Below are 23852 nucleotides of genomic sequence, written 5' to 3' on the forward strand. Positions count from 1 at the left end.
CAGCTCGTGCGGCAGGATCGCCGCATGGATCGACGGTGCGCGGCCACCAGCGAGCTCGCGACGATTCCCGCGGTAGTGGCCGACCGGGCACGGCTACACGGTGCGCGCGTGGCGGTGGTGACGCCCGAGGAGCAGCTCACCTATGCCGAGCTGGCCACGGAAGCACAGCGCGTCACGCGGGCGATGCTGTCGCTGGGGGTCCAGCCAGAGGACCGTGTGGCGATCTGGGCACCCAACGGCGCGCGATGGGTGATCGCCGCGCTCGGCGTACTCGGTGCTGGGGCGACGCTCGTTCCGGTCAGCACACGGCTACGCGGTCCCGAGGCGGCCGAAATCCTCGCTCGCAGCCGGTGTCGCATGCTGTTCACCGTGCGCAAGTTCCTCGGCAACGACTACCCGCGGATGCTGCGGGATTCAGGACACGCGCTGCCAGAGCTGCGGGCGACGGTGCTCCTCGACGACGCTCCCGAGGGCACGCGTGAGAATCTCTCGTGGCCTGGGTTTCTCGCGCTCGGCACTGGGGTACCCCGGGCGGAGGCCGAGTCGCGGAGCGCGTCCGTGGACGCGGAGGCGGTCTCCGACATCTTGTTCACCTCCGGCACCACAGGTGTCCCGAAGGGCGTACCGGCCACCCACCGGCAGACAATCGAGACGTTCGCGCGCTGGGCTGACGCGGTCACCCTTTCCGGCGACGACAGGTACCTGCTGGTCAACCCGTTCTCCCACACCTTCGGCTACAAAGCGGGGGTCATCGCGTGCCTACTGCGCGGGGCCGCCATGATGCCGGTGAACCGATTCGATCCGGAGCAGGTGCTCGGTCTCGTCGAGCGTGAGCGGGCCACCGTGCTGACCGGTCCCCCGACGCTCTTCCACGACTTGCTCGACCATGATCGGCGGGAAGCCCACGATCTGAGTTCATTGCGTCTGGTGGGTACCGGCGGTTCGAGCGTGCCGACCGGGTTGGTGGACCGGATCCGCCGTGATCTCGGCGCCGAAAAGGTGTTCACCGCATACGGCCTGACCGAATCGAACGGCGTCGTCACGGTGTGCCCGCCCGATGCACCCGCCGATCGCATCGCGGGCACGGTCGGAAAAGCGCTGCCGGGAGTGCAGGTTCGCATCGTGGATGCGGCCTGTCGGCCCGTGTCGGCCGGTGAGCCCGGGGAGATCGTCGTTCGTGGTCCCACTGTGATGCACGGCTACCTCGATGACCCCGGGGCGACCACGGCCGCCATCGATTCCAGCGGCTGGCTGCACACCGGTGACATCGGCACCCTGGACGCCGACGGCTACCTGCGCATCTCCGATCGCCTCGCGGACATGTTCATCGTCGGTGGCTTCAACGCCTACCCCGCCGAGATCGAGCGAATCCTCCTCATGCATCCCGCTATTCGCGAAGCGGCAGTGGTCGGCGTCCCCGACTCCCGGCTCGGCGAAGTGGGCTGCGCCTTCGTCGTCCGCAACGGCCCCGCCGATATCGACGCGGCGGAGATCATCGCGTGGGCTCGTACCCGCATGGCCGGATACAAGGTCCCGCGTCGCATCGAGTTCTTGGCGTCCTTACCCCGCAACGCCAACGGCAAGGTTCTCAAACGCATCCTGCGTTCATCCGCGGCCCGATCATGAGCACCTGTGTCACCTCGCCGAGAGCCTTTCGGTTCTCCGCTCTCGTTGAACAACGGCATCGTCGAATCCGACGACGGGAGTTTGGCATGAATCGCCGAAGACCCGGCCCCCGCGAATGCGGTGAGCCGGGTCTCTGACGCACACCACCGGGTCGGCTGGAGCCTTATCGCCACCAGCCGTAGACCGAAAAGACCGTTCCGTCGGCGATGCGCTGCATCGCCGTGCGGCAGCAGCCGATCATGTGATCGGGCAAGGCATCAATGGCGAACCACTCCAGGCCGCTGCACTTTTCAGGCTCGCGATTCTCCAGCTCACCCTCCCAGGTCGTCACGGTAAAGAAAACGCCATCCGACCACCCGACGAGGAGTTGTGCATGATGTGGCTGAACTAACCCTGGTTACCAGGCAATTTGGCAATGAGAGAAAAGGCGGTGCATCATCGACCAGAGTGCCGTCCAGGCTCTATGTTCATTCGGTGAGGTCATGCTTATTCGGACTGCTACGTCGGGCGTTGATCGCCTTCTTGATCAGCGTCCGCGCCGCCTCGCCGGTTGCGGATTGCCTGGCAAGGATATCGAACGCGCGACCATAGAGAGCTATCTCTCGTGGCTGGGTAATGGTCAGTTCTGCTGTGTGACCCTCGACTTTGATCACGCGGTTGTCGAACATCATGAAGTTCTCCACGGATACGATGACCTCGGCGGTGAGGGGGACGATTCCTAACGTGACTCTCGGCATTCCGATTATCGAGAGCAGTCTGTCGAGTTGCCCGAGCATAACGGCATCATTGCCGACTGTGCCGTACAGCGATTTCTCGCTGATCAGGAAATGAAATCGGTGTCCGCGCTTGTAGAGTATCTGCTGACGTTCCATCCGTTTCGATACACCGCTGTCCAAATCGTTTGGAAGGTTGTAGAACTGGATGACGCTTCGGAGCTTGGCTTCGGCGTATTCGGCGGTCTGGAGCAGTCCAGGAATTACCTGAGGCTCGTAGTTTCGTATGAACTCGGCGGCGGCCTCGTTTTTCATGACGAGCTGCTGAGCACGTTTGATCCCCGCGCCGAGTACCCGCCTCCACTCCATATACGCAGCGTCGATATTGTGTAGACTCGCCAGGAGTTCCGGCAACTCGTCGTCGGCATTACAGAGCCGACAATAGGCCCGCACATCGTCGGGTGAAGGTGTGGCCTTGCCGTGCTCTATTCGGCTTATCTTCGATTCGTGTACGCCGAGATGAGCGGCAAGCTCCCGGCCCGAGATTCCCGAATCCTTTCGGAGTTCTCGCAGTCTCAGGCCGAAAGCCTCTCTTGCCTCCTGAACTGAGCTGGTCACTACCGGGTGTTCGCCGAGTCGACGTAGTAATCCCGATAAGGTGTCGCAAACGGCCAGAGCTTATTCTTGACCTCTCGGCAGTATGCGACAATTGCCGGGTCGGTTGTTGTCCCGGTCCCGGCAGGTTTTCCGTCCGGGTGCGCGAGATTGAAGACTACAGATTCGTCATCGAACAACCACCAATCGTCACTCGGTACAATCTCGGGGTCTACCGAATAGCGCGGGACATATCGAATGTCTTCACCCGCTTCTACGTTTTCCCCTGTGACCGATAGTAGCCAGCGCTGATATCCGACATGTGGCACGGTGACCACACGAATTCGACTGACCGTGACACCTCGGCTGGTCATGTCCCGGATGAGTCCGAGCCAATCACTCTTGTCGTATTCCGGCGGTGGTTCGTTGTTCAGAAACCGTCGCAGCGCCTCCGATTCGGCAGGTTCGGCGTAGGAGTCGCGAACCTCCATATGGAAGGCCGAATGTCGGCACTCGTGGAACGGATGAACCCAGTCATCGACTCCGCGAAACTCCACCGTAGTAAGTCCTTTCAGCCTTCGGTACTTCGATAGCGGTCTCGTTGTCCTCGATCGCCATCTGCCCCAGCGTCTCGAGATCCGTGACCGGCCTACCCGTCAAGAGGAACGTACCTCGCCCGGTGTCCGTGAGGAGTGCACCTACGAAGGTATCCGGCTCGACGAAGCCCAGCAGGAGATGAGGAAGCTCGACCGTATCGGGCCGGTCGGTCTTCCATGCCTGGACGACGTATCCGTGGTCAGTGGCGAACAAGGTAGGGCATCCGTTCCTGTCGGACCCCCCGCTTCCGAGGAACTGTAAACGCATGATCGATTCTCCTGTCTAGTGGCTTGCGTCTCCTTGCGAAGGCAATCCTCATTATTCCGCTGCTGTCCGGGCGATGTGCGCGGATCAAGCTATTTACGCAAGCATCCGCAAGTTGGAAGACAAGCCTGGTTGGCGGTTCGTAGCGTCAGTCAGCAGCACGCGACGCCGGGTGAGTCCATTCACTAGGTCATCGGGGACGGCTGTTCCCCGGCGTCGGGTGCTTACCAACGGCTACGAGCGAGGTGAGCAGATGAGGGCACGGCCAACAGCGATCGGGTACTTGCGGCGGGACGTATCCGGCCTCTCGCAGACCTGGGATGAGATCCAGATTCGTAGTGTCGCAAAGCGGCTCGGGTACGAACTTGCGAAAACCGTCGTGTTCGGCCCTCAGACCGACAGCCCCCTGAGTCGTCTGCTGAACGTTGTTCGCCGGGTGGACGCAGACGCCGTGATCGTTCCCGGTGTCCAGCACCTCGGTTGGGAAGTGCCTTCGGAGTTGGTGAAGGCCGTTGACGTGATCACCGTCAGCCCCCAGAACACCTACGCCCGATGGGCACCGGGTTGCAGCGACGGCCCGGATGTTCTCACCGGCCGAGCATGACGCATGGACAAGGACCCCGGGCCGGTGAGGGCTACTCCCACACACACCCGTGCTTGCGTGGGAGTAGCGCATAGCCTGGGTAGCCGACTCGATCGTTGGCGTACCCTGCCAGAATCAACGCCGTTTGCAGCTTGGTTTAGTCTAGGCGACTTCGTTCTTCATCTGAGCGGTGAGGATCCTCTGATAGCCTGCCCCGAAAATCCGTGGCAGCCAGTCGATCACGTGCGCATCGCGGCCGACCAGGATCTTCGCCTTGTTCTTGCGGATGCCGTTCACGATGACCCGCGCGGCGTGCTCGGGCGTGGTCTTGGCCAGGCGGTCGAAGTTGGCGGCTAGCGCGTCGCGATCGCGGTCCCCGCCCGCCCGCGCTTTCCAGGCGATCTCGGTCTTGATCATGCCGGGGTGCACGCTGCTGACGCCCACCGCGTGCCCGGCGATGGTCATCTCCTGCCGCAGCGCGTCGGTGAAGGCCCGGATGGCGAATTTGGTCGCGCTGTAGGCGCCCTGGCTGGGGCAGGCGGCCAGGCCGAACATGCTCGACACGTTGGCGATGTGCCCGTCGCCGGACGCGATGACGTGCGGCAGGAACGCCTTGGTGCCGTACGCGACGCCCCAGAAGTTGATGCCCACGATCCATTCGAAGTCCGCCCAGCTGAGTTCTTCGACGTTCGCGGTGAGCGACACTCCGGCATTGTTGACGACCAGGTTCACTCGGCCGAAGTCGCCCGCCACCTCGTCGGCGTGGCGATAGACCGCGTCCCGATCGGTCACGTCGAGCTGGTAGGCGCGGGCTTGCGCGCCCTCCTTGTCGCACAGCGCCGCGGTCTCGGCGACGTTGTCCATGGTGCGGCCGGACAGCGCCAGCCGGGCGCCGCGGCGGGCGAGCTCCACCGCCAATGCGCGGCCGATACCGGCGCCCGCGCCGGTGATCACCGCGGTCCTGCCTTCGAAGTTCTGCACGGTTCGATTCCTTGTCTCACATGGCGGTCGGCCCGCCGAATTGCCCTGCCGGGTGTTGTCACAGGGACGTGTAGCCGCCGTCGGCCACGAATTCCGAGCCGGTGCTGAAGCTCGACTCGTCGCTGATCAGGAACAGCACCAGAGCGGCCAGTTCCTCCGGGCGGCCGGGCCTGGGGATGGGCTGGTTGGCCGACATGCCATGGGAGCGTGCCGAATCGGCGGTCATCTCCGTGGCGACCACCCCGGGGTGCACGGAGTTGACGCGAATGCCGTCGGCGGCGAACTCCTGCGCGGCGGTCTTGGTCATGCCGCGCACCGCCCACTTCGACGCTGTGTAGCCGAGGATGTTGGAGAAGGCGATGAGGCCGCCGATCGAGGAGATGTTGACGATGGAGCCGCCTCCCGCCCGGCGCATGGACCCCAGCACCGCTTTCATGCCGAGGAACACCCCGACCTGGTTGACGTCGATCACCTTGCGGAAGTCGGCTTCCGACAGCGTCTCGATCGGGTCGACGTGGACGATGCCCGCGTTGTTGACCAGGCCGGAGACCGGCGCGAACACCTTCTCGGAGTATGCGACCACGTCGTTCCAGGCCGCCTCGTCGGTGACGTCGAGCGGGACGAAGGTCGCTGCGTCACCCAGCTCGGAAGCCAGCGTTACACCTTCGTCGACCAGAACATCCGTGACCACCACCGTGGCGCCCTCCGCGACCAGCCGCCGTGCGAACGCCGCGCCCATGCCGCGGGCGCCACCGGTCACGATGATGTTCTTACCGTCGACCCGTCCCATCAACGTCCTCCTTTGGTTACCGCATCCGCCTGGCTCGCAGGCTTTTTCGAGGGCCCGCCGGGCTCGGCGGCGATGTGATCGGCGGCGATGTAGCCGAACACCATGGCTGGTCCGATGGTCGCGCCCGCACCGGCGTAGTCGTTGCCCATCACGGAGGCCGAGTTGTTGCCCGCCGCGTACAGGCCCGTGATCGGACGGCCGTCGGTGTCGAGGACGCGGGCGTGCTCGTCGGTGACCAGGCCGCCCTTGGTGCCCAGATCGCCCGGCACCATCTCGACCGCGTAGAACGGGCCCCGCTCGATCGGCGCGAGACACGGATTCGGCCGCACGGTCGGATCGCCGTAGTAGCGGTCGTACGCGGAGTCGCCGCGCCGGAAGTCCTCGTCGCGACCGGCACGAGCGAAGCGGTTGAACCGCTCGATCGTCGCGGTCAGCGTCGCGGGCGGCACGCCGATCTTCACCGCGAGCTCGGCGAGGGTGCCGGCCTGCTCGATGATCCCGGCATCCAGATACTTCTGTGGGAGGGGGCGTTTGGGGAAGTTCCCCAGGAACAGGTACCGGTCCCGGAAGCGCTGATCCATGATGAAATACGACGGAATGTGGCCGATGCCGGTCGCTTCCTGCTCGTACATCGTGTGCACCACGTTCACATACGGGGCCGATTCGTTGACGAACCGCTCACCGGCGTGGTTCACCATGATGCCCCCGGGCTGGGAACGCTCGGCCAAACAGAAGAACGGCGGCCCGTCAGGATTGCGCACGGACGGGCCCCACCAGGCGTCATCCATGAGATCGACGGCGCCACCGGCCTTCTGGCCCGCGACGATGCCCTCGCCGACATTCTCGGTGGCGCCCACGGTCCAGTCGGTGGACTGTGGCCCGCTGAGGTACTGCTTGCGCATCTCCAGGTTGTGCTCGAAGCCGCCGGCCGCCAGCACGACGCCGCGGCGCGCCCTGATCACCACCGGGGTCCCGTCGCGCTCGGCGCGCACGCCGACCACCGCGTTCCCCTCCGTGATCAGTTCGGTCAGCGGCGTGTTCAGCCACACCGGCACCTCGGCATCACGCAGTGACAACCACAGCCGGGCCACGAGCGCCTTGCCCAGGCTCAGCGGCAGCCGCCCCCGCAGCCTGTTGCGCACCGCCTGCACACCGACCTTGATGGCGGTGCGCTTCCCCGCCCAGGTGCGGGCGATCATGTTGAGATCGTGGAAGTCGCTGACGGTGAAGGCGATTCCTTTGGGCCCGGACATGGTCGGCTGGTTGATCTTGTGCAGATCGTCGCCCAGCAGCCGTCCGTCCAGCGGCGCGGGCTCGATGCTGCGTCCCTGGGCAAGACCGCCGGGGAACTCCGGGTGATAGTCGGAATAGCCGCGGTCGTAGCAGAATTCCCAATAATCGCTGCGGGCGCCGAGGTAGCGCATCATCTCGGGACCGCGATCGAGGAAGGCCCGCTGTTTGGCCTCCGGAACCCGCTCGCCGACCACCGCCCGGAGATAGGTGCGAGCCAGCTCCGGACTGTCGGGCACGCCTTCGCGCTGCAGCACCGGGTTGTTGGGGATCCAGATACCACCGCCCGAACGTGCGGTGGAACCGCCGAAGGATCGGCTCTTCTCGATCAGCGTCACCGACAGTCCGCGGTAGGCGGCCGTCAGGGCGGCGGTCATGCCCGCGGCGCCGGAACCGACCACCACCACGTCGAATTCGAATTGCTGAGTCATCGCATCGCTTCCGTCAGTAGCCGCAACCGGTGAGCATGCCCCCGTCGACGACGAATTCGCCTCCGGTGCAATAGCTGGCGGCGTCCGACGCCAGGAACACCGCCACATGGGAGACCTCCACCGGCTGCCCCCAGCGCGGGATCGGCAGGCTCGCGAAGAACTCGTCCCCGTCGACGCCGGACACTCCGGCCACCCCCGCGGTCATGGGCGTGGCGATACCGCCCGGATGCAGCGAATTGACCCGGATGCCCAAATGCCCCAGCTCGCGGGCGGCCGACTTGGTGATGCCGCGAATCGCGAACTTGCTCGCGCTGTATGCGGATAGACCGGCGGCGCCGACGAAGCCTTCCACGGAGGAAACGTTGACCACCGATCCGCCGCCGGTCTCGGCGAGCACGGGTGCGGCGGTTTTGATGCCGAGCCAGGTGCCGGTCACGTTCACATTCATGATCGTGGTGAAGTCGTCCAGGCCCATCTCGGCGATCGGAACGAATCGCAGGATGCCCGCGTTGTTCACCACCGCGTCGAGCCGCCCGTAGTGGGTGACCGCCGCGGACACCGCAGTGGACCAATCGGCCTCACTGGTCACGTCGTGGTGCACGTATCGCGCGGCCGCACCGAGTTCGGCGGCCAGCGCCATCCCTTCGTGATCGAGCACGTCGCCGAACACCACTCGCGCGCCCTCGGCGACGAACTGCCGCACATGCTCGGCGCCCATACCGCGCGCTCCGCCGGTGACCAGCGCCACCTTGCCGTCGAGTTGTCCCACCGATTCCCGTCCTCTCTGACCGTCGCTCGGCACCGACGCTAAGGCGGCCCCCGGCGCCCGGCATCGAACCGTCCCGGCCAGCGGGACCAGCTCCTGACCTGAGAAGTTCCAGCGGCCATATTTCGATTAGGCATACAGCTTCCGCCCGTCCCGGGCCGGGACGAGCCACTCGACGAAACCGCCACACGCCCCCGACCGGGCGATGCGAGAAGGAGACCGGATGAAGTTCTCGATGATCTTCGAGGCCCAGATGGCCGACCCGTCGCGCGAGCACGAGCACCAAGTGCTGCGCGACTGCGTCGAGCAGGCCGTGCTCGCCGACCAGATGGGGTTCGACACCGTCTGGGCGGTCGAACACCACGGCCTGAAGTGGTACGCGCATATGAGCGCCCCGGAGGTCTTCCTGACCTGGGTGGCCGCCAAGACCGAGCGGATCCGCATCGGGCACGGCGTGGTGTGCATGCCGTTCAACTTCAACCACCCGGTGCGGGCGGCCGAACGCGCCGCGATGCTCGACGTGCTGTCCGGTGGCCGGCTGAATCTCGGCGCGGGCCGCGGCGCGACTCCGGTCGAGACCTCCATGTGCGGTGTCGACCCTGAGCGCACCTACCAGGAGGTCGAGGAGTCGCTGCGGATGATCGGCAAGGCGTGGCAGGACCCGGAAGCCGAATTCGAGTACCACGGTGAGCTGCTCCAGGTCTCGCCGCATTCGCTGCTCCCGCGGCCGGTGCAGCTACCGCATCCGCCGCTGTTCATGGCCTGCACCAAGAAGGACACCCTGAAGATGGCCGCCGACTATGGAATCGGCGCTCTGGTCCTGGGTTTCGCCGGTGTGGAGGAGATCGCGGAACTGCGCCGCACCTATGACGAGGCGATCGCCGCCCGCACCGGCGAGCGTTTCGTGTCGAGCGTCGTGAACGATCACTTCGCGGCGCTGTGCCCGACCATCGTCCTCGACGACCGGGAGAAGGCCCAGCAGATCGGCGCCCGCGGGCAGCGCTTCTTCGCCCAATCCATCAAGCACTACTACGGTGCGGGCCCGGCCCCCGACGAGGCCGTCGATCCGAACGTGGACGAGGTCGCCGCGATCAGACAGGCCGCCGACGACCACGTGGCCTACCTGCACGAGGCCAAGATCCCGGTGAAAGCCGGTGCCACCTCGGTCTTCAATGTCGAGCACGCCTACGGCAGCCCCGAGGACGCCATCGCCTACGTCGAGCGTCTGCAAGCCGCGGGCGCCGACGAGATTCTCTGCCTCATCCAGATGGGCACCGTGCCGCAGGACGCCTGCTTGGAGACCATCCGGCACTGGGGCGAGAAGGTCATCCCCCATTTTCGCAACAGCTGACCCGCCGAAACATCAAGGAGCTCACTATGGTTGACCTGAATGGGAAGGTCGCGCTGATCACCGGCGCCGCCCGGGGACAGGGCGCTGCCGAAGCGCGATTGTTCGTCGAGCGCGGCGCCCGCGTGGTGATCACCGACGTTCTGGCCGCCGAAGGCGAACAGCTGGCCGAATCCCTCGGTGACGTGGCACGTTTCGTCCGGCACGATGTCAGCCGCGGCGACGACTGGGAGGCCGCGGTCGCCACGGCGGTCTCGGCTTTCGGCAGGCTGGACGTCCTGGTGAACAACGCCGCCATCTACACCGCCCGGCCGCTCACCGAGACTTCGCCCGAGGAACTCGAGCGGATCCTGCGAGTGAACCTGATCGGCCCATTCCGCGGCATCCAGGCGGTTGCCGGGCCGATGACGCAGGCGGGCGGCGGCTCGATCGTCAACATCTCCTCGCAGGCGGGCCTCGAAGGACTCATGGGTCACGCTGCCTATGGCTCCTCGAAATGGGGACTGCGGGGTCTGACCAAAACGGCGGCACTCGAGCTGGGACCCGCTGGAATCCGGGTCAATTCGGTACACCCGGGCCCGATCGCGACCCCGATGGTCCCGTACCTGACCACCGGTCCGGGCAGTTTCCCCACTTTGCCGCTGCAGCGCACCGGTGTGCCGGAAGAGGTCGCCGAACTGGTCGCGTTCCTGGCCTCGGACGCCTCGGCCTACATCACCGGCGCCGAGGTGGCGATCGACGGCGGCCTGGCAGCGGGCAAGTTCCTGCCGCCGGAAGCCCACCAGTAGCTGAAGGAGCACGACGCGATGCCGCTGACACCTCAGGCAAAGGTGATCGTCGATGCCGCCAGTGCCGCGTTTCCCGAACTGGGCACCGCAGTGCTCGATGCCGCCGAGGCACGGCGGCTGCTCGCAGACCGTCCCGCTCCGGCCGTCGAGCCCATTCCGGTCGCGGACGTGCGGGAGCGGCGGATTCCCGGACCGCCGGGCGCACCCGAGGTCCGGATCCGGATCTATCGACCGGCCGGCGCTGTCACCCCGGCTCCGGTCGTGGTCTTCTGTCACGGCGGCGGATTCGTGCTCTGCAGCCTCGACAGCCACGACCAGTTCTGCCGGGTCATGGCCAACGGAACGGACGCGATCGTCGTGTCGGTGGACTACCGGCAAGCTCCCGAACACCGGTTCCCCGCGGCGGCCGAAGACGCGTACGCGGCGCTGCGCTGGGTCGCCGACCACGCCGAATCCCTGGGCGGCGATCCCGGCTGTCTCGTCGTGGCCGGGGACAGCGCGGGCGGCAACCTCGCCGCCGTCATGGCGCTGATGGCACGCGATCGGGGCGGGCCGCGGATCGCCCGGCAACTGCTGCTGTATCCCATGCTCGACCCGGCCTGCGCCACCGAGTCCTACCGCGAGAACGCCGAGGGCTACTTCACCACCGCCGCGCATTTGCGGTGGTACTGGAGCCAATACCTGGACTCGCACGACGGTACCGACCCGTACGTGAACCCGCTGTGCGCCGACTTGTCCGGGCTGCCGCCCGCACACATCGTGACCGCCGAGTTCGACCCGTTGCGCGACGAAGGCGAACGCTACGGGCAGCGCCTGAGGCAAGCCGGTGTCGCTGTCGACATCCGCCGCTACGACGGTATGTTCCACGGCTTCATGAGCATGGCCGGCGATTTGCCCGAGGCGGTGCGAGCGAACACCGCCGCCTTCTCGGTCGTACGCGCCGCGCACGCCGAGCGCCGCCCCTGAAGCCGTCACCACGGAACCGTTATGGAGCACCAATGACAATCCAGCGGATCGGCCCCGCCTACCCCACCGACGACCTGGCCGCCGCCGTCGCGCTGTTGTCCGCCGTCTTCGGCGCCCAACCGACCGTCGCCGACGGCGACCGCTGGGCGCAGTTCGACACCAACGGCGTCCGCGTCATGCTCGCGGGCGCCGACCGCGATGACGACACCCCGTTCCTCGCGATCAAGGTCGACGACCTGGATGTGACCCTGAAGCGTCTGCGCGCCAAGGGTTTCGAGGCGGGACAACCGGTCATCGGACCGCATGAGCGCCGCGCGGTCCTGCGGCCGACCCCCGGCTCGCCGTGGCATATCGCCATCTACGAACCCATCGAGATCTGAGCCCTTTCGCGACGATCGTTTCAGGTCGCGCGGCGGGCGCGGGCGCGCCGTTTGCCCTCGTGCATCGCCTGGACGCGGGCCACCGGAATGGTGTGGCCCTCGGCGACGAGATCCGCCGGAAGTCGTTGCGGGGCGGGCATGGCCGCGGCCCACGGGTCCGCGTCCGCCAGGAGATCCGGCGCCGTGTGCACGGTGAAGTCCGCGGGCGCCACGTCATCGAGGTCCGACCACGCGAGCGGGAACGACACCGAGGTGCCAGGACGTATGCGGGGACTGTAGGCCGCGACAACTGTCGCGCCGCCGGCGCGGGTGGAGTCGAGGAACACCTTGCCCTCGCGATCGTCCCTGATGAACGCGGTGGTGGCGAGGCCGGGATCGATGCGCTCGGCTCGGGCCGCGATCGCGCGAGTGGCCGCGGCGGCGTCCTCCACCGAGGTGCCGGACTCGATGGGAACGAACACGTGCACGCCCTTGGCGCCACTGGTCTTCACCGCGCCCGCCAACCCTGCGTTCGCCAGTGCCACGCGAATCAGTTTCGCCGCGTCCGCGGCGTGCCGGAAGGTCTGCCCGGGTGACGGGTCGAGGTCGAGCACCAGATGCGTCGGCCCGACAGCGTGGTCGGCCGGAATGAGCGTCGGGTGGTACTCGACGGCCCGCTGGTTGCCGAACCACAGCAACGTCCGCACGTCATCGCACAACGCGTAGGAGATCTCACGCCGCGAACTCTCCGCCCACACCGTCACCCGCCGCACCCACTCCGGCGTGTATTTCGGCAGGTTTTTCTGCATGAAGGGGTCCTGCCCAGGGCGCACGCGCACCACCGACAGCGGACGGTCCCGCAACACACGCACGAGGCGCTCGCCGACGGCCTCGAGATAGTCCAGCAGGTCGCGCTTGGTCGCCTCGGCACCATCGAACAGCGGCTGATCGAGGTTGGTCAATGCCACCCCGTGACGGACCTCTTCGCTGCCCATCGGCCCACCATGCCCGCCAGCGGCGCCGAGGTCAACCGGGCAAATCACCAGGCGCCGGGCACGGTTTCCGGGAGAGGAGATCCCTACCAAGCGATTTCGGCCGCGAGATACGGGGCAATGCCCGACGAGACAGGCTTGGCGCTGGCGGGCGTAGCCTGCGCTCGTGGATGGCGACGAAGAGAGCGCTGCCATCATTTCCCTGAATCGGCGATGCGCAGTGAGCGCGCTCACCCCGAACGCGGGCGGTTTCCCGACCGGCCTTTCGGCCCGATGGGTCAGGAAACCGCCCGTTCGATACTCGGGTGTCAGCCGCCGATCGCGGCCAATGCCTGTGCGGCCATCTTCTCCATGCCCAGCGCGTTCGGATGGATCGGCACGAAGTTCACACCCCACACGGCCGGCTCGACCCAGCGGATGCCGATGGGTTTGCACACGTCGTGGCCGATGGAGCTCTGCATGTCGACGAAGGTGGTACCTGTCTCGTCGGCGGCGCGCTTGACGACGCCGTTCAGGGTGTCCTGGATGTTGTTGACGTAGGGGACGTCGCCCTTGGCGATCGGCATCGTCAGGAAGCAGTTGCTGTTGTCCTTGGGCATGACCTGGGGGTACGCCAGAATGACAACCTTCGCGGACGGCGCCTTGGCATGGATGTCCGTGAGCGCCTTCTTCACCGCGGGGTAGGTCTTGTTCAAGATGTCGTTGGTGAACTGGTCGCCGTAAATGGTCTCGCAGGGGTTGCCCTGGCCTGCAGTTCCGGTCCCTGCGCTGATGCAGGAGGAGATCACCGTGATCAGGGTGTCGTTGTTGTTGCCGCCGATGGTCAGGGTGACGAGCTTGGTGTCCTTGGTGACGGCGTCGAGCTGTGGGATGAGGCTCGGCCACTGCTTCCCGTAGAAGTCCTCGGTCTTGGCGTTCATGCAGGTCACGTCGGTGAACGACTCGATGCCGAGGGTGCGGGCAATGATGTTGGGGTAGTTACGGGTGGTCCGCGAGCAAGCCGGGGTGACTGTGGGATCGGTCGGGAGGATGCCCGATCCCGCGCTATAGCTGTCGCCCATGGCGACGTAGGGGCTCAGGCCCGGCGCGGCCTGGGCGGGGGCGGCCGCAACGAGGCCAAGGCCCGTCGCGATTGCCGTGGCGAACGCAGCAGCGATCCGCGTGCGAACGTCCTTGACCATACAAAACTCCTGTAACCGAACTCACAGTTACCGACCGGTAACGATTTGGCGGAGGAACTGTGACACGGCACACACGGTTTCGCAACTAGCATCGTTGGCCATTCGTTTACTTAATGAGAGAATCGGTTCCCGCCCGACACATCAGGCTGCGAATGGCGTAGTGCACGCACAGGTGGCCGTAGACCTCCTGAATCACTCCGTCGGGTGTCTTCGACCTCAACACCAGACCGCGGCGTCGGTGGGTCTCGAGCCCAACGAAGGGGACCTCGATATCCCCTCGCTGTGAATACAACAGGGCCAGCTCGTCCGCGGGCGCCGCCTCGGGATCGGTGATGGTGGTCAGCAGTCGGTGGATTCGCTCCGCGTCGTGGTCCGCGTCGGCACCGGAAGCGGTGCCGACAAACTCGACGACGCGCACATCGATCCCCTCGGCGTCGTTGTGGCGCGCGCTCGTTCCGGGATATACATGAGAAGCGAAAGATCCATCCGGATAACGTTTTTCGACGGGAAGCACGGAATCGGACGGCATTCGCCACAGCAGGTCCGCGCCGGAGGATCGGCACAGGTCCCACAGGCGGTAGCTGAAGAAGGCGCGGTCCGCGAGCAGCAACATGCCCGGGCGCAGCGATCGCACCACCGATTCGGTCAGTGCCTGCTCGCGGTGCTCGCGGGTCCCGAGCGCGGCATCGACGACCGCGTGTGAACCGCACTCGACCAGCCCGAGGACTCGCACCTGAGGTAACACTCCGCCCCGGCCACCCCGAGAAGACGGCGGCCGGCCGAAGTGCTCGATATTCGCGTCGCTGGCAGGCACGTCCATGGTTGATCCGTGGATGCTCATCAGCCGCCAGGACCGGTAAGAACTTCCCGGAACCCAGGGATCGGACAGTGGCACGGCCACCTTCTCGTACAACGCGCGCAGCGGCTCCGAGCCCAGGCGCCTACGGGCCTGGAACAGCGCTGCCTTGGTCGGGATCGTCCGCTCGTGAGGCCATCCGGACGCCCACTGGAACCCGGAGACGAGCTTCCGCATCACTTCCTCGTACGAGCAGGACGTGAACAACGCCAGCGCGAGCACGTAGTAGACCACCACCCGCGCAGGCAGCAATCGATTCCGGCGTTCGACCCGTCCGTGCTCGACCAGCACCCCGTCGACAACCGCGGGCGTAAAAACCCTGCTCAACGCAGCCAATGCAATGTGATCGGACAACTGCTGATCATCCTGCGGCTTCACCCATCCCGCACGCGGCACGGCACGAAGAATAGCGACGCCGCGGGATCTAAGTAAACGGTAGCGAGGTCAAGAATATGTCTCACCCTGGTGGTCTTCCAGCGGTGCACTGCCGGTTGGTCGTGGCATTCGACGCGGTGGCGGGGAGCGACAGCAGTTCGCCGCGGCGCGGGCCGGTACTGCGACCGGAGACCAGAGTCACTTCAACCGGGCAACCACACAGGTGCCGGGCACGGTTTCAGGGAGAGGAGATACCTACCAAGCGGTATGCCTCGCGAATCGCGTCGATTTTGTCTTTCCGGTCAGGATCACCACCGAAGTAGGTTCGGGCGACATCCACTATGGACTGCAGCGCTTCGGCAAACGTCGCACGTGGTGTCAAACGGGCCATGGCCAGATATGTCAGCACTGCGACGTCCTGCACGCGGAACACGCGTTCGCCATTCTTCGACATGGTGAGCAGGTTGTGCACCGCCTTGTTGTGGATGTTGCTGTTGCGGTGCACCCATCCCTGATCGTTGCCGGGACCTGGATGCTCACCGGGGCCGAGCGCGCGGAACTGGTCCATGTGCTCGGGATGTCCGGTGCGAGTCGGGTCCGCGAAATCGCGCAGTGGGCGACCGTCGTCGCGCAGACCGGCACCGAGTTCCCAGTTCCACGTCCCCACGTCTTCCGGGTCCGGCGCGTTGTACCAGTTATTGATGATGATGCCGGCGATGTCGGCGAACGACTCGTTCAACGCACCGGATTGCGTCGCATACACCAGATTCGACGTCGACTCGATCACGCCATGGGTGAGTTCGTGGCCGATGATGTCGAGATAGCGGGAAAGGCTGACCAGTCGGCCGTTCCGCTGGATCTGTCCGTACCACATCTTGCGTTTCCACCAGAAGGCGTTGAGCAGGCCGGGCGGTCGCTCCATGCTCGAAGCAGTGGCGTTGACCAACGACACCAGGTCCATCCCTTGGTCATCGATGCCGTCTCGTTGCAGAACGCCCTTGTAGAAGTCCTGAACCCGGGATGCGTTGAGATGAGCCGAGACAGCGGCGCGGTGTGCCGTACCGAAATCGCTGCTGCCCGCCTGCACAGGCAGATTCGGCACAGGTGGACCGCTGTCGAGATCCGCGAACTCGAGGTCGTAGGTCCGCACAGCACGCAGAGGGTCATCGAGCTGGCAAGTCGTTCCAGCGGGAGAGGCCAGCTTTCCGAGAAAAGTCTGCTCCACGCCGTTCTCGTCGGTTCCTTTGCACCGGGTCGGGCGCGGCAGTGCCGTGGGGACCGCACTGTAGTAGTACAGGATCTCGCCGTCGTGTGCGTCGACGAGGTAATTGAAGCTCGGTGGGATCGGCCGACGCCCCAATCCGTGGCCCTCGGTTGCCTCGATATCCGCGTCCGCGCTTTCCGCCGGCCTTGGAGGTTCGGCAGGAATTTCGGGAAAGAACCAGGCCAGGTGCCATGATCCAGCGTCCTCGTCCTTGTAGAAATTGAGCCTGCCGCGCACGCCCGCCTCAGGGGAAATATCCACTCCGGTGTACCGCGCCACCCGCTCCAGTGCCTCGGAACGGCTGAGCGACTCGACCGGGTCCACACCGGAGACCTCGTCGAGCCGTGCGTTCACGCTCACCAGCTCTCGGGACTCGTCGAGTTCGACCACAGCGCCGGCTCCGAAGACGGGGATGCTCCGGGCGGTCTGCGCGAAACGCACCTGCCGAGTTCCGAGGCTCCGCAGATCGTGTTCGCTCTCCAGGATCAAGCTCGGCACCCGTTCGGCACGCTCGGGTTCGACCAGTGACTCCAGTGCGGGGCGGTTGTCGCGACGAAGGATTTGGTCCAGGTAGAACCGAGCCGCCGCCTCGTTACTCGTGAAAGGCAATGTAGGCGCCTCGAATTCCGGCGCGGCAGCACCGGCCGGGAACGACTCGCGTGAGCGTGCGGACACATCCGGCCCCGTTACCGGATCGTCGGCGACGTGGTAGTGCAGAGATTCCAGTGATGTCGACATTCTCAGTACGCTTTCTGTCCGTTCTTCTCATCGGGAAGCGGCGCCGGATCCGAAGCGGCGCTGGAATTCAGCGGCGAGACTGCCGCCGACTGTCATATTCACGTCGTCGGTGACACGACACCGGTGTGGATGGCTTGCGCGACAGCTGGATGGGCAAGGTATTCGGCGATGCTGTGTGCCCGTTCCTTGGGATTGTCGACGGGGATTTCCCGGAGCTGACCCTTCCAGATATGGCGTAGTGGGCTTCCGATGGTGATCGGATCCACCGCGGACCAGGCATTGAGCCAGTCGCCAACGCGTTCCGGCCGGTGCGGCCCTCGGACCAGGAGTTTGTCATGGACGGCGTCCAACCCGAGGGGGCTGCCGAGTGTGACGAATACGGCGACGTCGAGCTGTGGCTGGAGCCGGGTGAGCAGATCCATCGCGACCACGGTTCCGAGGCTGTGGCTGACCAGGGTCAACCGCCCCGAAGCGGGGACTGTCTCCAGGACACAGTCGAGTACCGCTCGGCGGATCTGCTCGTCGGCGAGGTATGTGGCGACGTCACGGAAGACTTGGGCGATGATGAGCTCGTCCAGGTCACTGCGGGCCGCGACCCAGCTGAGCTGTCGCTGCAGTGTGCTCACGATCGCAGCGCCGAGCGAACCGAAACCCTCCATTTCCGTGGGGCGCGCCGGTTCTTCGACGTCGACGGGCATGCCGGCATCCGCGGCCGCGTTCTGCAAGATCTGCTCGTACAGCCGGCGAGCAGGCGGTGCGGTCGGAGCCATTGCCAAGGCGTGGTCGACGGCCATGGTTTCGGGCGCGAGAGTGGCCCTCTCGAGGGGCTGCAGCAGGGCCGCCAAACGATCGCCGTAATAGGGAAAGTACGCATCCGACGGATCGAGCGGGCTGAGCCCGGCGAGGGTGAGACCTTTGTTGAGCCCGGCGGTCCACTCCCGGCGCAGCAGCTCGGGATCGCGACCATGCTGGCTGCGGCCGTGCAGGAACAGCAGGTGACGTGTACCGCCGAAGGCACCTGCTCGGGCGGTGACGCCACGCCGGAGTCCCGTGCTCTCACGGGGCGTTGCAGGTCGAGTTACCAGCTCGGTGTGGTCCTCGGCGGGTGCGAGTCCGGGGATCGTTGCCGATGGTCCGGCGGCCAGCCCGGAGTCGGGACCGAGTTCGGCGAGGAGTTCATGGTCGCGCGCCGAGCGCTGCAGTCCGGCCAGGTGCCTGAGGATGGCACTGATTCGCACACCCTCGTTCGCTGTCCAGGCAATCGCGTCGTCGCCGTCGTCCCGGTGCCAGAGTGTGCCGTCGCGGCGCAGAATTCGTCCTTGCGCGTCGGTGCGCGGTACGCCGGAGTGGTGCAGCGCGACGACCTCCCATTGGTCGTTGAAGACCGGCGAGCCGGAGTTTCCCGGTTCGGTGTCGGTCGAGTAGTGCAGGAAGTGATCGAGCTGCAGGTCGAGCTGGTTCTTGCGGATCCCGATCTCCTTGAGCCGGCCCATCGGGTGACCGATGATGTTCATCGCCTCACCGATGACGATCTTTCCCTGCTGCAGGATCAGGCGGTTCCACCAACCGACGACGTCCCCGGGCGGTTTGCCGTCGGTACCGGGACGGACCGGTACGAGAGTGAAATCCAAGTGCTCGTCGGTCACGAAGAAGTCGGGGTCGAGACGGAACCGCAGGGCAAGGCAGGGGGCGTTGTCGATCGTCGTCTCGGCGCAGAATTCGACCACGACCTGCCGGGCGGTGTCCTGGTCGGGAAGTACGTGATTGTTGGTCAGGAGCAGTCTGGGCGACACCAGAAACCCGGTGCCCATAGGTATCTCCCGGCCATTGCGAAGCAGCGAGATCCGCGCGACCGTCGCCGCCGTGCGAGCGCCGCGGGCCAGGAAGTTGGCCGGTTGGAGTTCATTGCTGGCGCCGATGATCCGCTCGAGGGTGGTGATCCGGTCCGAGGGTTCGGTCCGGCCGACTTCGATCATGGCCTCGACGGGCATCTCGCCACTGGCCGCCAGCCGCTGCGCGCGAGCGCTGATCTGTTCCGGGGAGTCGACAACCGGGCTGTCCTTCTTTTTGCGGAGCTGCTCGATGTCCTCACGCTTGGTCTCGGTCGCAGCGTAACGCCCCGCGGCGGCCTCGATCTGCGTCAACAACGCCGCCTGGATTTGTTCGCGAGAATTCATAGTCCATCCGCCTCGAACAGAAATTGGTGTTGTCACGTCCGCTCTCAGCGGAGTTTCCATCGTGCGCGTCACACCACCGTCACCTCGCCGTCTCGCCCGCCGCGGAAGGTCTCACCCGATGACGTTCGCCATCCCTCGTCACGGAGCTCGCAGTGCCTCGTGCCCGTAATCCGGGAGGCGCTCGATCGTCGCGGCATCACACTCGTGGACGCGAAGGAGCAGGGCCTCGATTTCGGACGACGGCTCCGCGCCGAACTCGGCCCACAGCAGGTCGCGGTATCGCTGGTATTCGCGGAGCGCGTCGATCTTGTTGCCCTGGACGAGATGAATCCGCATCAGAATCCGGCGGGAGCTTTCTCGAAGCGGTTCGGCCGCCACGACCGCCGACGCCGCCATCAGGGCGGCGCCGACCTGATGGCGTTCCAGCAATGCTTCGGCCGCCGATTCGAGCGCCGCGATGCGGACCAATCGATAACGTTCGCGGTCGACGACCACCCACTCCTCGTCCCAGTCCGGCAGTAGCTCCCCGCGAGTCAGGAGCAGCGGAACTCGCGCGAGGTCCTCCGAGCACGGCTGGTGAACCAGGTTGTGCGCCAATTCGGTGAGGTATGCCAGGTCGACGGAGACATTCGGGTGGAGGCGAAGCCGATCACCGCTGATCTCCACCAGTGCGTCCTGCACGCGGCGCAAGCGCCACAGAGCGGTTCGCAGACGCTGCGCCGCGCAACGATCAGCGCATTCCGGCCACAGCGCACCGGCAAGGCGGCCCCGGGCGACCGGTCGGTTCAGCAGTGCCAGATAGGTCAGCACCCGTTCTGCCGCGTGCGGAACGGAAAGCGGGCGACCGCTGCCGCGCACGGCGAATTCCTCGACCAACGTGAGCTGGAAACACGTTGTATTCATGGCATTGTGGTCGATGAGCACCATTTCACCACTCGATCGCGACGTCGGTCTTCATTTCGATGGCGTACGGCGGGCCGATGGATCTCGGCTACCTCATAGCAGAAATCATGCCCATGCCAGGAACTCTTGGCGCGAGTAGCCCACTACGTGATCCCTGGACCATCTTCGACTTCCATTCACCACTGGATCTCCGAAACCGCGCTCAACGGGCCGGATAGTTCCTCCGGCGCCACGTGGAGGTCCGCGTCTCGCAGGGTTTGCGGGAAGTGGACGAGCGCCCGCTGCTCGATTTCGGTCAGCGGAACCTGGAAGACGCGGAACTCGTCCAGGTCCAGCGCTTCCAGTGGCTGCAGATTCTGGCTCAGCAGAAATCCGCGGGCCTTCAGCTCGCCGTTCTCGACGAACGCGAGGACCTTCCAGAACTCGCGCGGAATCTTGACCTGCCGGAACTCCCGGTCGTCGTCGGCGAAGACCGGGCCGCCGAACGCGCTCACTTTGAGGTCGTCGACGCTGGCGTCGGCGAAGACCGCGTCTTCGAGACGGCCCCAGATCCCGTTGCGCCCGCTCTGATTGAAGTCGTCCATCTGCGGGGTGATGTTGGTGTAGAAGAACGAGTCCTTGTTGGCTTTCGCGGCCTCGGCCGGACTGCCCCAGAGCAGATCGGCCCGTCGCGCAAGGTGGCCGCGATCGAGCCGGTTTTCGCGGTACAACTCGTTGCCGACCTGTGCGTCCGCATCGAGTCTCGGGTCTTTGACGAAGTCGATCTTCTTTCGCGACAGTTTCTTGATCGAGGCGCCGTCGATGTTCCACGCCACCCAGACGGCGAACCGGCGGGAGCGGCGCATCGCGAGGGAGAAATGCTTGTAATGCAGCACCTCCGAGCCGTCGAACGCCGTCGCGATGTCGGGGCGAACCGCCGCGTCGACCACAGGCAGCGAAATCGGCGGCGCGAGGAACCGCGGGTCGTATCCGGTCGCGGTCGCGGCCTCCTCGACGGTGATGCTCTCCGGAATCGACGTTCCCAGCGCTTCGAACGCTTCCGGTTCGGATACCTTCTCGTTCCCGGTGAACTGCACCGATATCTCGGTGGCCGGTTCCCCGTCGATGTCCTTGTAGCCGACACCGATCGAGGAAATGTCGGGATCCGCGAGCAAATCCTCACCCTTGGTCCGGAGGAACTTTCGCAGGGCGATGATCAGGTCGCCCTGCCGACGGTCGGATAGATAGTTTTTCGCAGGCATTTGTTGACTCCATGTTCGGGCGAACGTGGTGGCGCCGGGCGCAGGCCACCGGCCACCACCATCCTTGGTTCGCCGGACGGGGAGGTGCACGAGTAGTGAACTACTCGAAAGGAGTCTTTTTATGGGTCATATGATTTGTTTGAGAATTGAATCGACTGTCGGACACAGCGACGTCGAGATCGACCTCTGACCGGCTCCGGCGCCGAGCACGCACCGGAGCCGGTCGGCGACCGCGATCAGCGCAGGGTCTTCAGCAATTCGTCCGCGACACCCGCCGACGAAGCCGGATTCTGGCCCGTGATCAGCGTGCGGTCCACCACCACGTTCGGCGTCCAGGGGTCGGCCTCGCGGAAATCGGCACCGATCTGGCTCAGGCGGTCCTGGAGCAGCCACTTGGCTTTGCCGGCGAGACCCGCCTGCGTCTCTTCGGCGTTGGTGAAGCCGGTCAGGGTGTAGCCCGCGAAGCTGTTGGCGCCGTCATCCTCGGTGGCGGCCAGCAGTGCGGCCGGTGCATGGCACACCACCGCCAAGGGCTTGCCCGATGTCAAGGCGGCGGTGAGCAGGCGTCCGGAGTCGGCGTCGACCGCGAGATCTTCCATCGGCCCGTGCCCGCCCGGGTAGAACACCGCCGCGTAGTCGGCGAGGTCGACGTCCGCCAGGACGACAGGGTTGTTCAGCTCGGTACTCGTGGCGATCACCTGCGCGCGATGGTCGGCGGTCTCCTGATCGCCGTTGACCTCCGCGGCGAGGCTGCTCTTGTCCACGCTCGGTACGACGCCGCCGGGCGTGGCGACGACGATCTCGTGGCCCGCGGCCTTCAGCTTCTCGAAGGGCACCACGAACTCCTCGGCCCAGAAGCCGGTCGGGTGCTTCGTCCCGTCGGCGAGCGTCCAGTAGTCGACGCCGGTCATCACGAAAAGGATCTTCGACATGTTGTCTCCGTCGTCAGGAACCCGGTAACCGGGGTTCGATCATCGAACAATGTCGCGCCGACTCGAACGCAGTTCTCAGCCGTTCTCCAGGCACGCTGGGTCGTCAGCGGCGACACCGTCGACGGTAGTCCTGCACATCCATGGCTGACGAATAAGAGGACCGATTTCAGACATCGGATTTTCGATGGATCGGTGAACACTGATGCGATGCTTCCGCGCGCAGGCCGACGTGGCCACGAAACCCGGCCCTCCACACGGGACCAAGCTCTCGACATCAAGTCGGCAAACGTTTAGCTACCGAATTCCAGCTGATCTCGCCCACTCGGGAGCTCGGTGACCTATTGTCCGGAAGAGCGTCGGTAGCGATCTTCCTCGGCACGAAGGAGAGTCCGTCGATGACCAGTTCCTGGATTTCCCGGAGCATCGTGGCCGGCACCGGGGCGGTGGCGGTTCTCGTTGCCCAGGCCGCTCCCGGGCTTGCCCACGTCACCGTGTCGGCCCCGGATGCGTCTCGCGGCGGCTCCGCGGTACTGGTGTATCGGGTGCCGAACGAATCGACGGCAAACAGTCCGACCGTCGAGCTCCGAGTCCAGATCCCCGGGGTTACGGCTGCCGACACCGAGGCGATGCCGGGGTGGAAGACCGCGGTGCGCAAGGACACGGCCGGCGACGTCACCGAGATCACGTGGACCGCGGACGCTGGTGGCGGAATCGGCCCCGACCAATTCGGCCAGTTCTCGGTGCTCGCCAACGGACTGCCCGACACCGACAAGATCGTCACGCCCGCGGTACAGACCTACGCGGACGGACAGGTGGTGCGGTGGGATCAAGAGTCCGAGTCCGGCGACAGCGAGCCCGAATATCCCGCTCCCACCCTGACTTTGGCGGCGGGGCATTCCGGTGGCGCCCCGCATCACGGCGATATCCGTTCCGCGTCCTCCGATGACCACGCGGACGACACGACCGCCCGATGGCTCGGTGGCATCGGCATCGCACTCGGCGCCGTGGCCCTGCTCGCCGCGATCGGCTTCGGGGTCCGCCGCAAGCCCTGACCACGGCGGCGGCCGAAACGCAATGGTCACGGCCACCGGGGCGAC

Annotated in this window: 22 protein-coding genes; 6 read left to right on the forward strand and 16 right to left on the reverse strand. The window is 65.6% G+C overall.

What is annotated here, in order from left to right:
* Positions 1–24 precede the first annotated feature (24 nt).
* A complete protein-coding gene (locus tag ACWPXK_RS25575; protein WP_454198704.1) occupies positions 25–1626 on the forward strand; it encodes a FadD3 family acyl-CoA ligase in 1602 nt (533 codons plus the stop codon).
* 163 nt (positions 1627–1789) lie between these two features.
* Here ACWPXK_RS25575 and ACWPXK_RS25580 read toward each other — a convergent pair whose 3' ends face one another.
* From ACWPXK_RS25580 to ACWPXK_RS25615, 8 genes are all read right to left on the reverse strand, one after another.
* Positions 1790–1957 (reverse strand): hypothetical protein, encoded by a 168-nt coding sequence (locus tag ACWPXK_RS25580; RefSeq protein WP_454198705.1) that lies wholly within the window; start codon positions 1955–1957, stop codon positions 1790–1792.
* Positions 1958–2093: 136 nt separating this feature from the next.
* Positions 2094–2957 carry a helix-turn-helix domain-containing protein gene (locus tag ACWPXK_RS25585; RefSeq protein ID WP_454198706.1) on the reverse strand — a complete coding sequence of 288 codons (864 nt, stop codon included), beginning with the start codon at positions 2955–2957 and terminating at the stop codon, positions 2094–2096.
* Positions 2957–3490, reverse strand: a complete 534-nt coding sequence (locus ACWPXK_RS25590; protein ID WP_454198707.1) for a DUF6879 family protein — start codon at positions 3488–3490, stop codon at positions 2957–2959. Before ACWPXK_RS25590 ends, ACWPXK_RS25585 begins: the two co-directional genes overlap by 1 nt.
* Positions 3468–3743, reverse strand: a complete 276-nt coding sequence (locus tag ACWPXK_RS25595) for a hypothetical protein (protein WP_454198708.1) — start codon at positions 3741–3743, stop codon at positions 3468–3470. The genes ACWPXK_RS25590 and ACWPXK_RS25595 overlap by 23 nt, the downstream gene beginning before the upstream one ends.
* A 796-nt stretch (positions 3744–4539) precedes the next feature.
* Complete coding sequence (locus ACWPXK_RS25600; protein ID WP_454198709.1) at positions 4540–5358, reverse strand: SDR family NAD(P)-dependent oxidoreductase; 819 nt, start codon at positions 5356–5358, stop codon at positions 4540–4542.
* Positions 5359–5416: 58 nt separating this feature from the next.
* Positions 5417–6148 carry a glucose 1-dehydrogenase gene (locus ACWPXK_RS25605; protein WP_454198710.1) on the reverse strand — a complete coding sequence of 244 codons (732 nt, stop codon included), beginning with the start codon at positions 6146–6148 and terminating at the stop codon, positions 5417–5419.
* Positions 6148–7869 (reverse strand): 3-oxosteroid 1-dehydrogenase, encoded by a 1722-nt coding sequence (gene kstD / locus ACWPXK_RS25610; RefSeq protein ID WP_454198711.1) that lies wholly within the window; start codon positions 7867–7869, stop codon positions 6148–6150. Before kstD ends, ACWPXK_RS25605 begins: the two co-directional genes overlap by 1 nt.
* Before the next feature lie 13 nt (positions 7870–7882).
* The gene (locus ACWPXK_RS25615; RefSeq protein ID WP_454198712.1) at positions 7883–8638 is read right to left on the reverse strand and encodes a glucose 1-dehydrogenase; all 756 of its coding nucleotides are present in this window, start codon (positions 8636–8638) and stop codon (positions 7883–7885) included.
* A 220-nt stretch (positions 8639–8858) separates the two neighbouring features.
* Here ACWPXK_RS25615 and ACWPXK_RS25620 point away from each other — a divergent pair, with 220 nt between their 5' ends.
* From ACWPXK_RS25620 to ACWPXK_RS25635, 4 genes are read left to right on the forward strand one after another with little or no spacing between them, the layout of a single operon-like run.
* On the forward strand, positions 8859–9986 hold the full coding sequence (locus tag ACWPXK_RS25620) for an LLM class flavin-dependent oxidoreductase (protein WP_454198713.1): 1128 nt from the start codon (positions 8859–8861) through the stop codon (positions 9984–9986).
* A gap of 26 nt (positions 9987–10012) precedes the next feature.
* Positions 10013–10771 (forward strand): glucose 1-dehydrogenase, encoded by a 759-nt coding sequence (locus ACWPXK_RS25625; RefSeq protein WP_454198714.1) that lies wholly within the window; start codon positions 10013–10015, stop codon positions 10769–10771.
* Positions 10772–10789: 18 nt separating this feature from the next.
* Complete coding sequence (locus ACWPXK_RS25630) at positions 10790–11737, forward strand: alpha/beta hydrolase (RefSeq protein ID WP_454198715.1); 948 nt, start codon at positions 10790–10792, stop codon at positions 11735–11737.
* A 32-nt stretch (positions 11738–11769) separates the two neighbouring features.
* Positions 11770–12117: a VOC family protein gene (locus ACWPXK_RS25635; protein WP_454198716.1), complete on the forward strand. Its 348-nt coding sequence runs from the start codon at positions 11770–11772 to the stop codon at positions 12115–12117.
* Positions 12118–12137: 20 nt separating this feature from the next.
* Here ACWPXK_RS25635 and ACWPXK_RS25640 read toward each other — a convergent pair whose 3' ends face one another.
* The 8 genes from ACWPXK_RS25640 to ACWPXK_RS25675 form a co-directional block, all read right to left on the reverse strand.
* The gene (locus tag ACWPXK_RS25640) at positions 12138–13091 is read right to left on the reverse strand and encodes a DNA polymerase domain-containing protein (RefSeq protein ID WP_454198717.1); all 954 of its coding nucleotides are present in this window, start codon (positions 13089–13091) and stop codon (positions 12138–12140) included.
* 305 nt (positions 13092–13396) lie between these two features.
* Positions 13397–14269 (reverse strand): SGNH/GDSL hydrolase family protein, encoded by an 873-nt coding sequence (locus ACWPXK_RS25645; protein ID WP_454198718.1) that lies wholly within the window; start codon positions 14267–14269, stop codon positions 13397–13399.
* 106 nt (positions 14270–14375) lie between these two features.
* Positions 14376–15521: an IS4 family transposase gene (locus ACWPXK_RS25650; protein WP_454198719.1), complete on the reverse strand. Its 1146-nt coding sequence runs from the start codon at positions 15519–15521 to the stop codon at positions 14376–14378.
* A gap of 217 nt (positions 15522–15738) precedes the next feature.
* On the reverse strand, positions 15739–17502 hold the full coding sequence (locus ACWPXK_RS25655) for a M4 family metallopeptidase (RefSeq protein WP_454198720.1): 1764 nt from the start codon (positions 17500–17502) through the stop codon (positions 15739–15741).
* Between the two features lie 98 nt (positions 17503–17600).
* On the reverse strand, positions 17601–19679 hold the full coding sequence (locus ACWPXK_RS25660) for a trypsin-like peptidase domain-containing protein (RefSeq protein WP_454198721.1): 2079 nt from the start codon (positions 19677–19679) through the stop codon (positions 17601–17603).
* A gap of 138 nt (positions 19680–19817) precedes the next feature.
* A complete protein-coding gene (locus tag ACWPXK_RS25665) occupies positions 19818–20582 on the reverse strand; it encodes an AfsR/SARP family transcriptional regulator (protein ID WP_454198722.1) in 765 nt (254 codons plus the stop codon).
* 176 nt (positions 20583–20758) lie between these two features.
* Positions 20759–21823, reverse strand: coding sequence for a DNA/RNA non-specific endonuclease (locus tag ACWPXK_RS25670; RefSeq protein WP_454198723.1), 1065 nt, complete (start codon positions 21821–21823; stop codon positions 20759–20761).
* Positions 21824–22059: 236 nt separating this feature from the next.
* A complete protein-coding gene (locus ACWPXK_RS25675) occupies positions 22060–22755 on the reverse strand; it encodes a type 1 glutamine amidotransferase domain-containing protein (protein WP_454198724.1) in 696 nt (231 codons plus the stop codon).
* A 395-nt stretch (positions 22756–23150) separates the two neighbouring features.
* On the opposite strand from ACWPXK_RS25675, the gene ACWPXK_RS25680 reads away from it, so the two are divergent.
* Positions 23151–23807, forward strand: a complete 657-nt coding sequence (locus tag ACWPXK_RS25680) for a YcnI family copper-binding membrane protein (RefSeq protein WP_454198725.1) — start codon at positions 23151–23153, stop codon at positions 23805–23807.
* Positions 23808–23852: the final 45 nt, after the last annotated feature.

This window comes from Nocardia sp. Marseille-Q1738 (genome assembly GCF_965283145.1).

What these genes read in the sequence shown, in the direction of transcription:
- ACWPXK_RS25575 (WP_454198704.1), top strand. Translation starts at nt 25, where the DNA reads ATGGATCGACGGTGCGCGGCCACCAGCGAGCTCGCGACGATTCCCGCG.
- ACWPXK_RS25605 (WP_454198710.1), bottom strand. Translation starts at nt 6,148, where the DNA reads ATGGGACGGGTCGACGGTAAGAACATCATCGTGACCGGTGGCGCCCGC.
- kstD (WP_454198711.1), bottom strand. Translation starts at nt 7,869, where the DNA reads ATGACTCAGCAATTCGAATTCGACGTGGTGGTGGTCGGTTCCGGCGCC.
- ACWPXK_RS25620 (WP_454198713.1), top strand. Translation starts at nt 8,859, where the DNA reads ATGAAGTTCTCGATGATCTTCGAGGCCCAGATGGCCGACCCGTCGCGC.
- ACWPXK_RS25625 (WP_454198714.1), top strand. Translation starts at nt 10,013, where the DNA reads ATGGTTGACCTGAATGGGAAGGTCGCGCTGATCACCGGCGCCGCCCGG.
- ACWPXK_RS25630 (WP_454198715.1), top strand. Translation starts at nt 10,790, where the DNA reads ATGCCGCTGACACCTCAGGCAAAGGTGATCGTCGATGCCGCCAGTGCC.
- ACWPXK_RS25635 (WP_454198716.1), top strand. Translation starts at nt 11,770, where the DNA reads ATGACAATCCAGCGGATCGGCCCCGCCTACCCCACCGACGACCTGGCC.
- ACWPXK_RS25640 (WP_454198717.1), bottom strand. Translation starts at nt 13,091, where the DNA reads ATGGGCAGCGAAGAGGTCCGTCACGGGGTGGCATTGACCAACCTCGAT.
- ACWPXK_RS25645 (WP_454198718.1), bottom strand. Translation starts at nt 14,269, where the DNA reads ATGGTCAAGGACGTTCGCACGCGGATCGCTGCTGCGTTCGCCACGGCA.
- ACWPXK_RS25655 (WP_454198720.1), bottom strand. Translation starts at nt 17,502, where the DNA reads ATGTCGACATCACTGGAATCTCTGCACTACCACGTCGCCGACGATCCG.
- ACWPXK_RS25660 (WP_454198721.1), bottom strand. Translation starts at nt 19,679, where the DNA reads ATGAATTCTCGCGAACAAATCCAGGCGGCGTTGTTGACGCAGATCGAG.
- ACWPXK_RS25665 (WP_454198722.1), bottom strand. Translation starts at nt 20,582, where the DNA reads ATGAATACAACGTGTTTCCAGCTCACGTTGGTCGAGGAATTCGCCGTG.
- ACWPXK_RS25670 (WP_454198723.1), bottom strand. Translation starts at nt 21,823, where the DNA reads ATGCCTGCGAAAAACTATCTATCCGACCGTCGGCAGGGCGACCTGATC.
- ACWPXK_RS25675 (WP_454198724.1), bottom strand. Translation starts at nt 22,755, where the DNA reads ATGTCGAAGATCCTTTTCGTGATGACCGGCGTCGACTACTGGACGCTC.
- ACWPXK_RS25680 (WP_454198725.1), top strand. Translation starts at nt 23,151, where the DNA reads ATGACCAGTTCCTGGATTTCCCGGAGCATCGTGGCCGGCACCGGGGCG.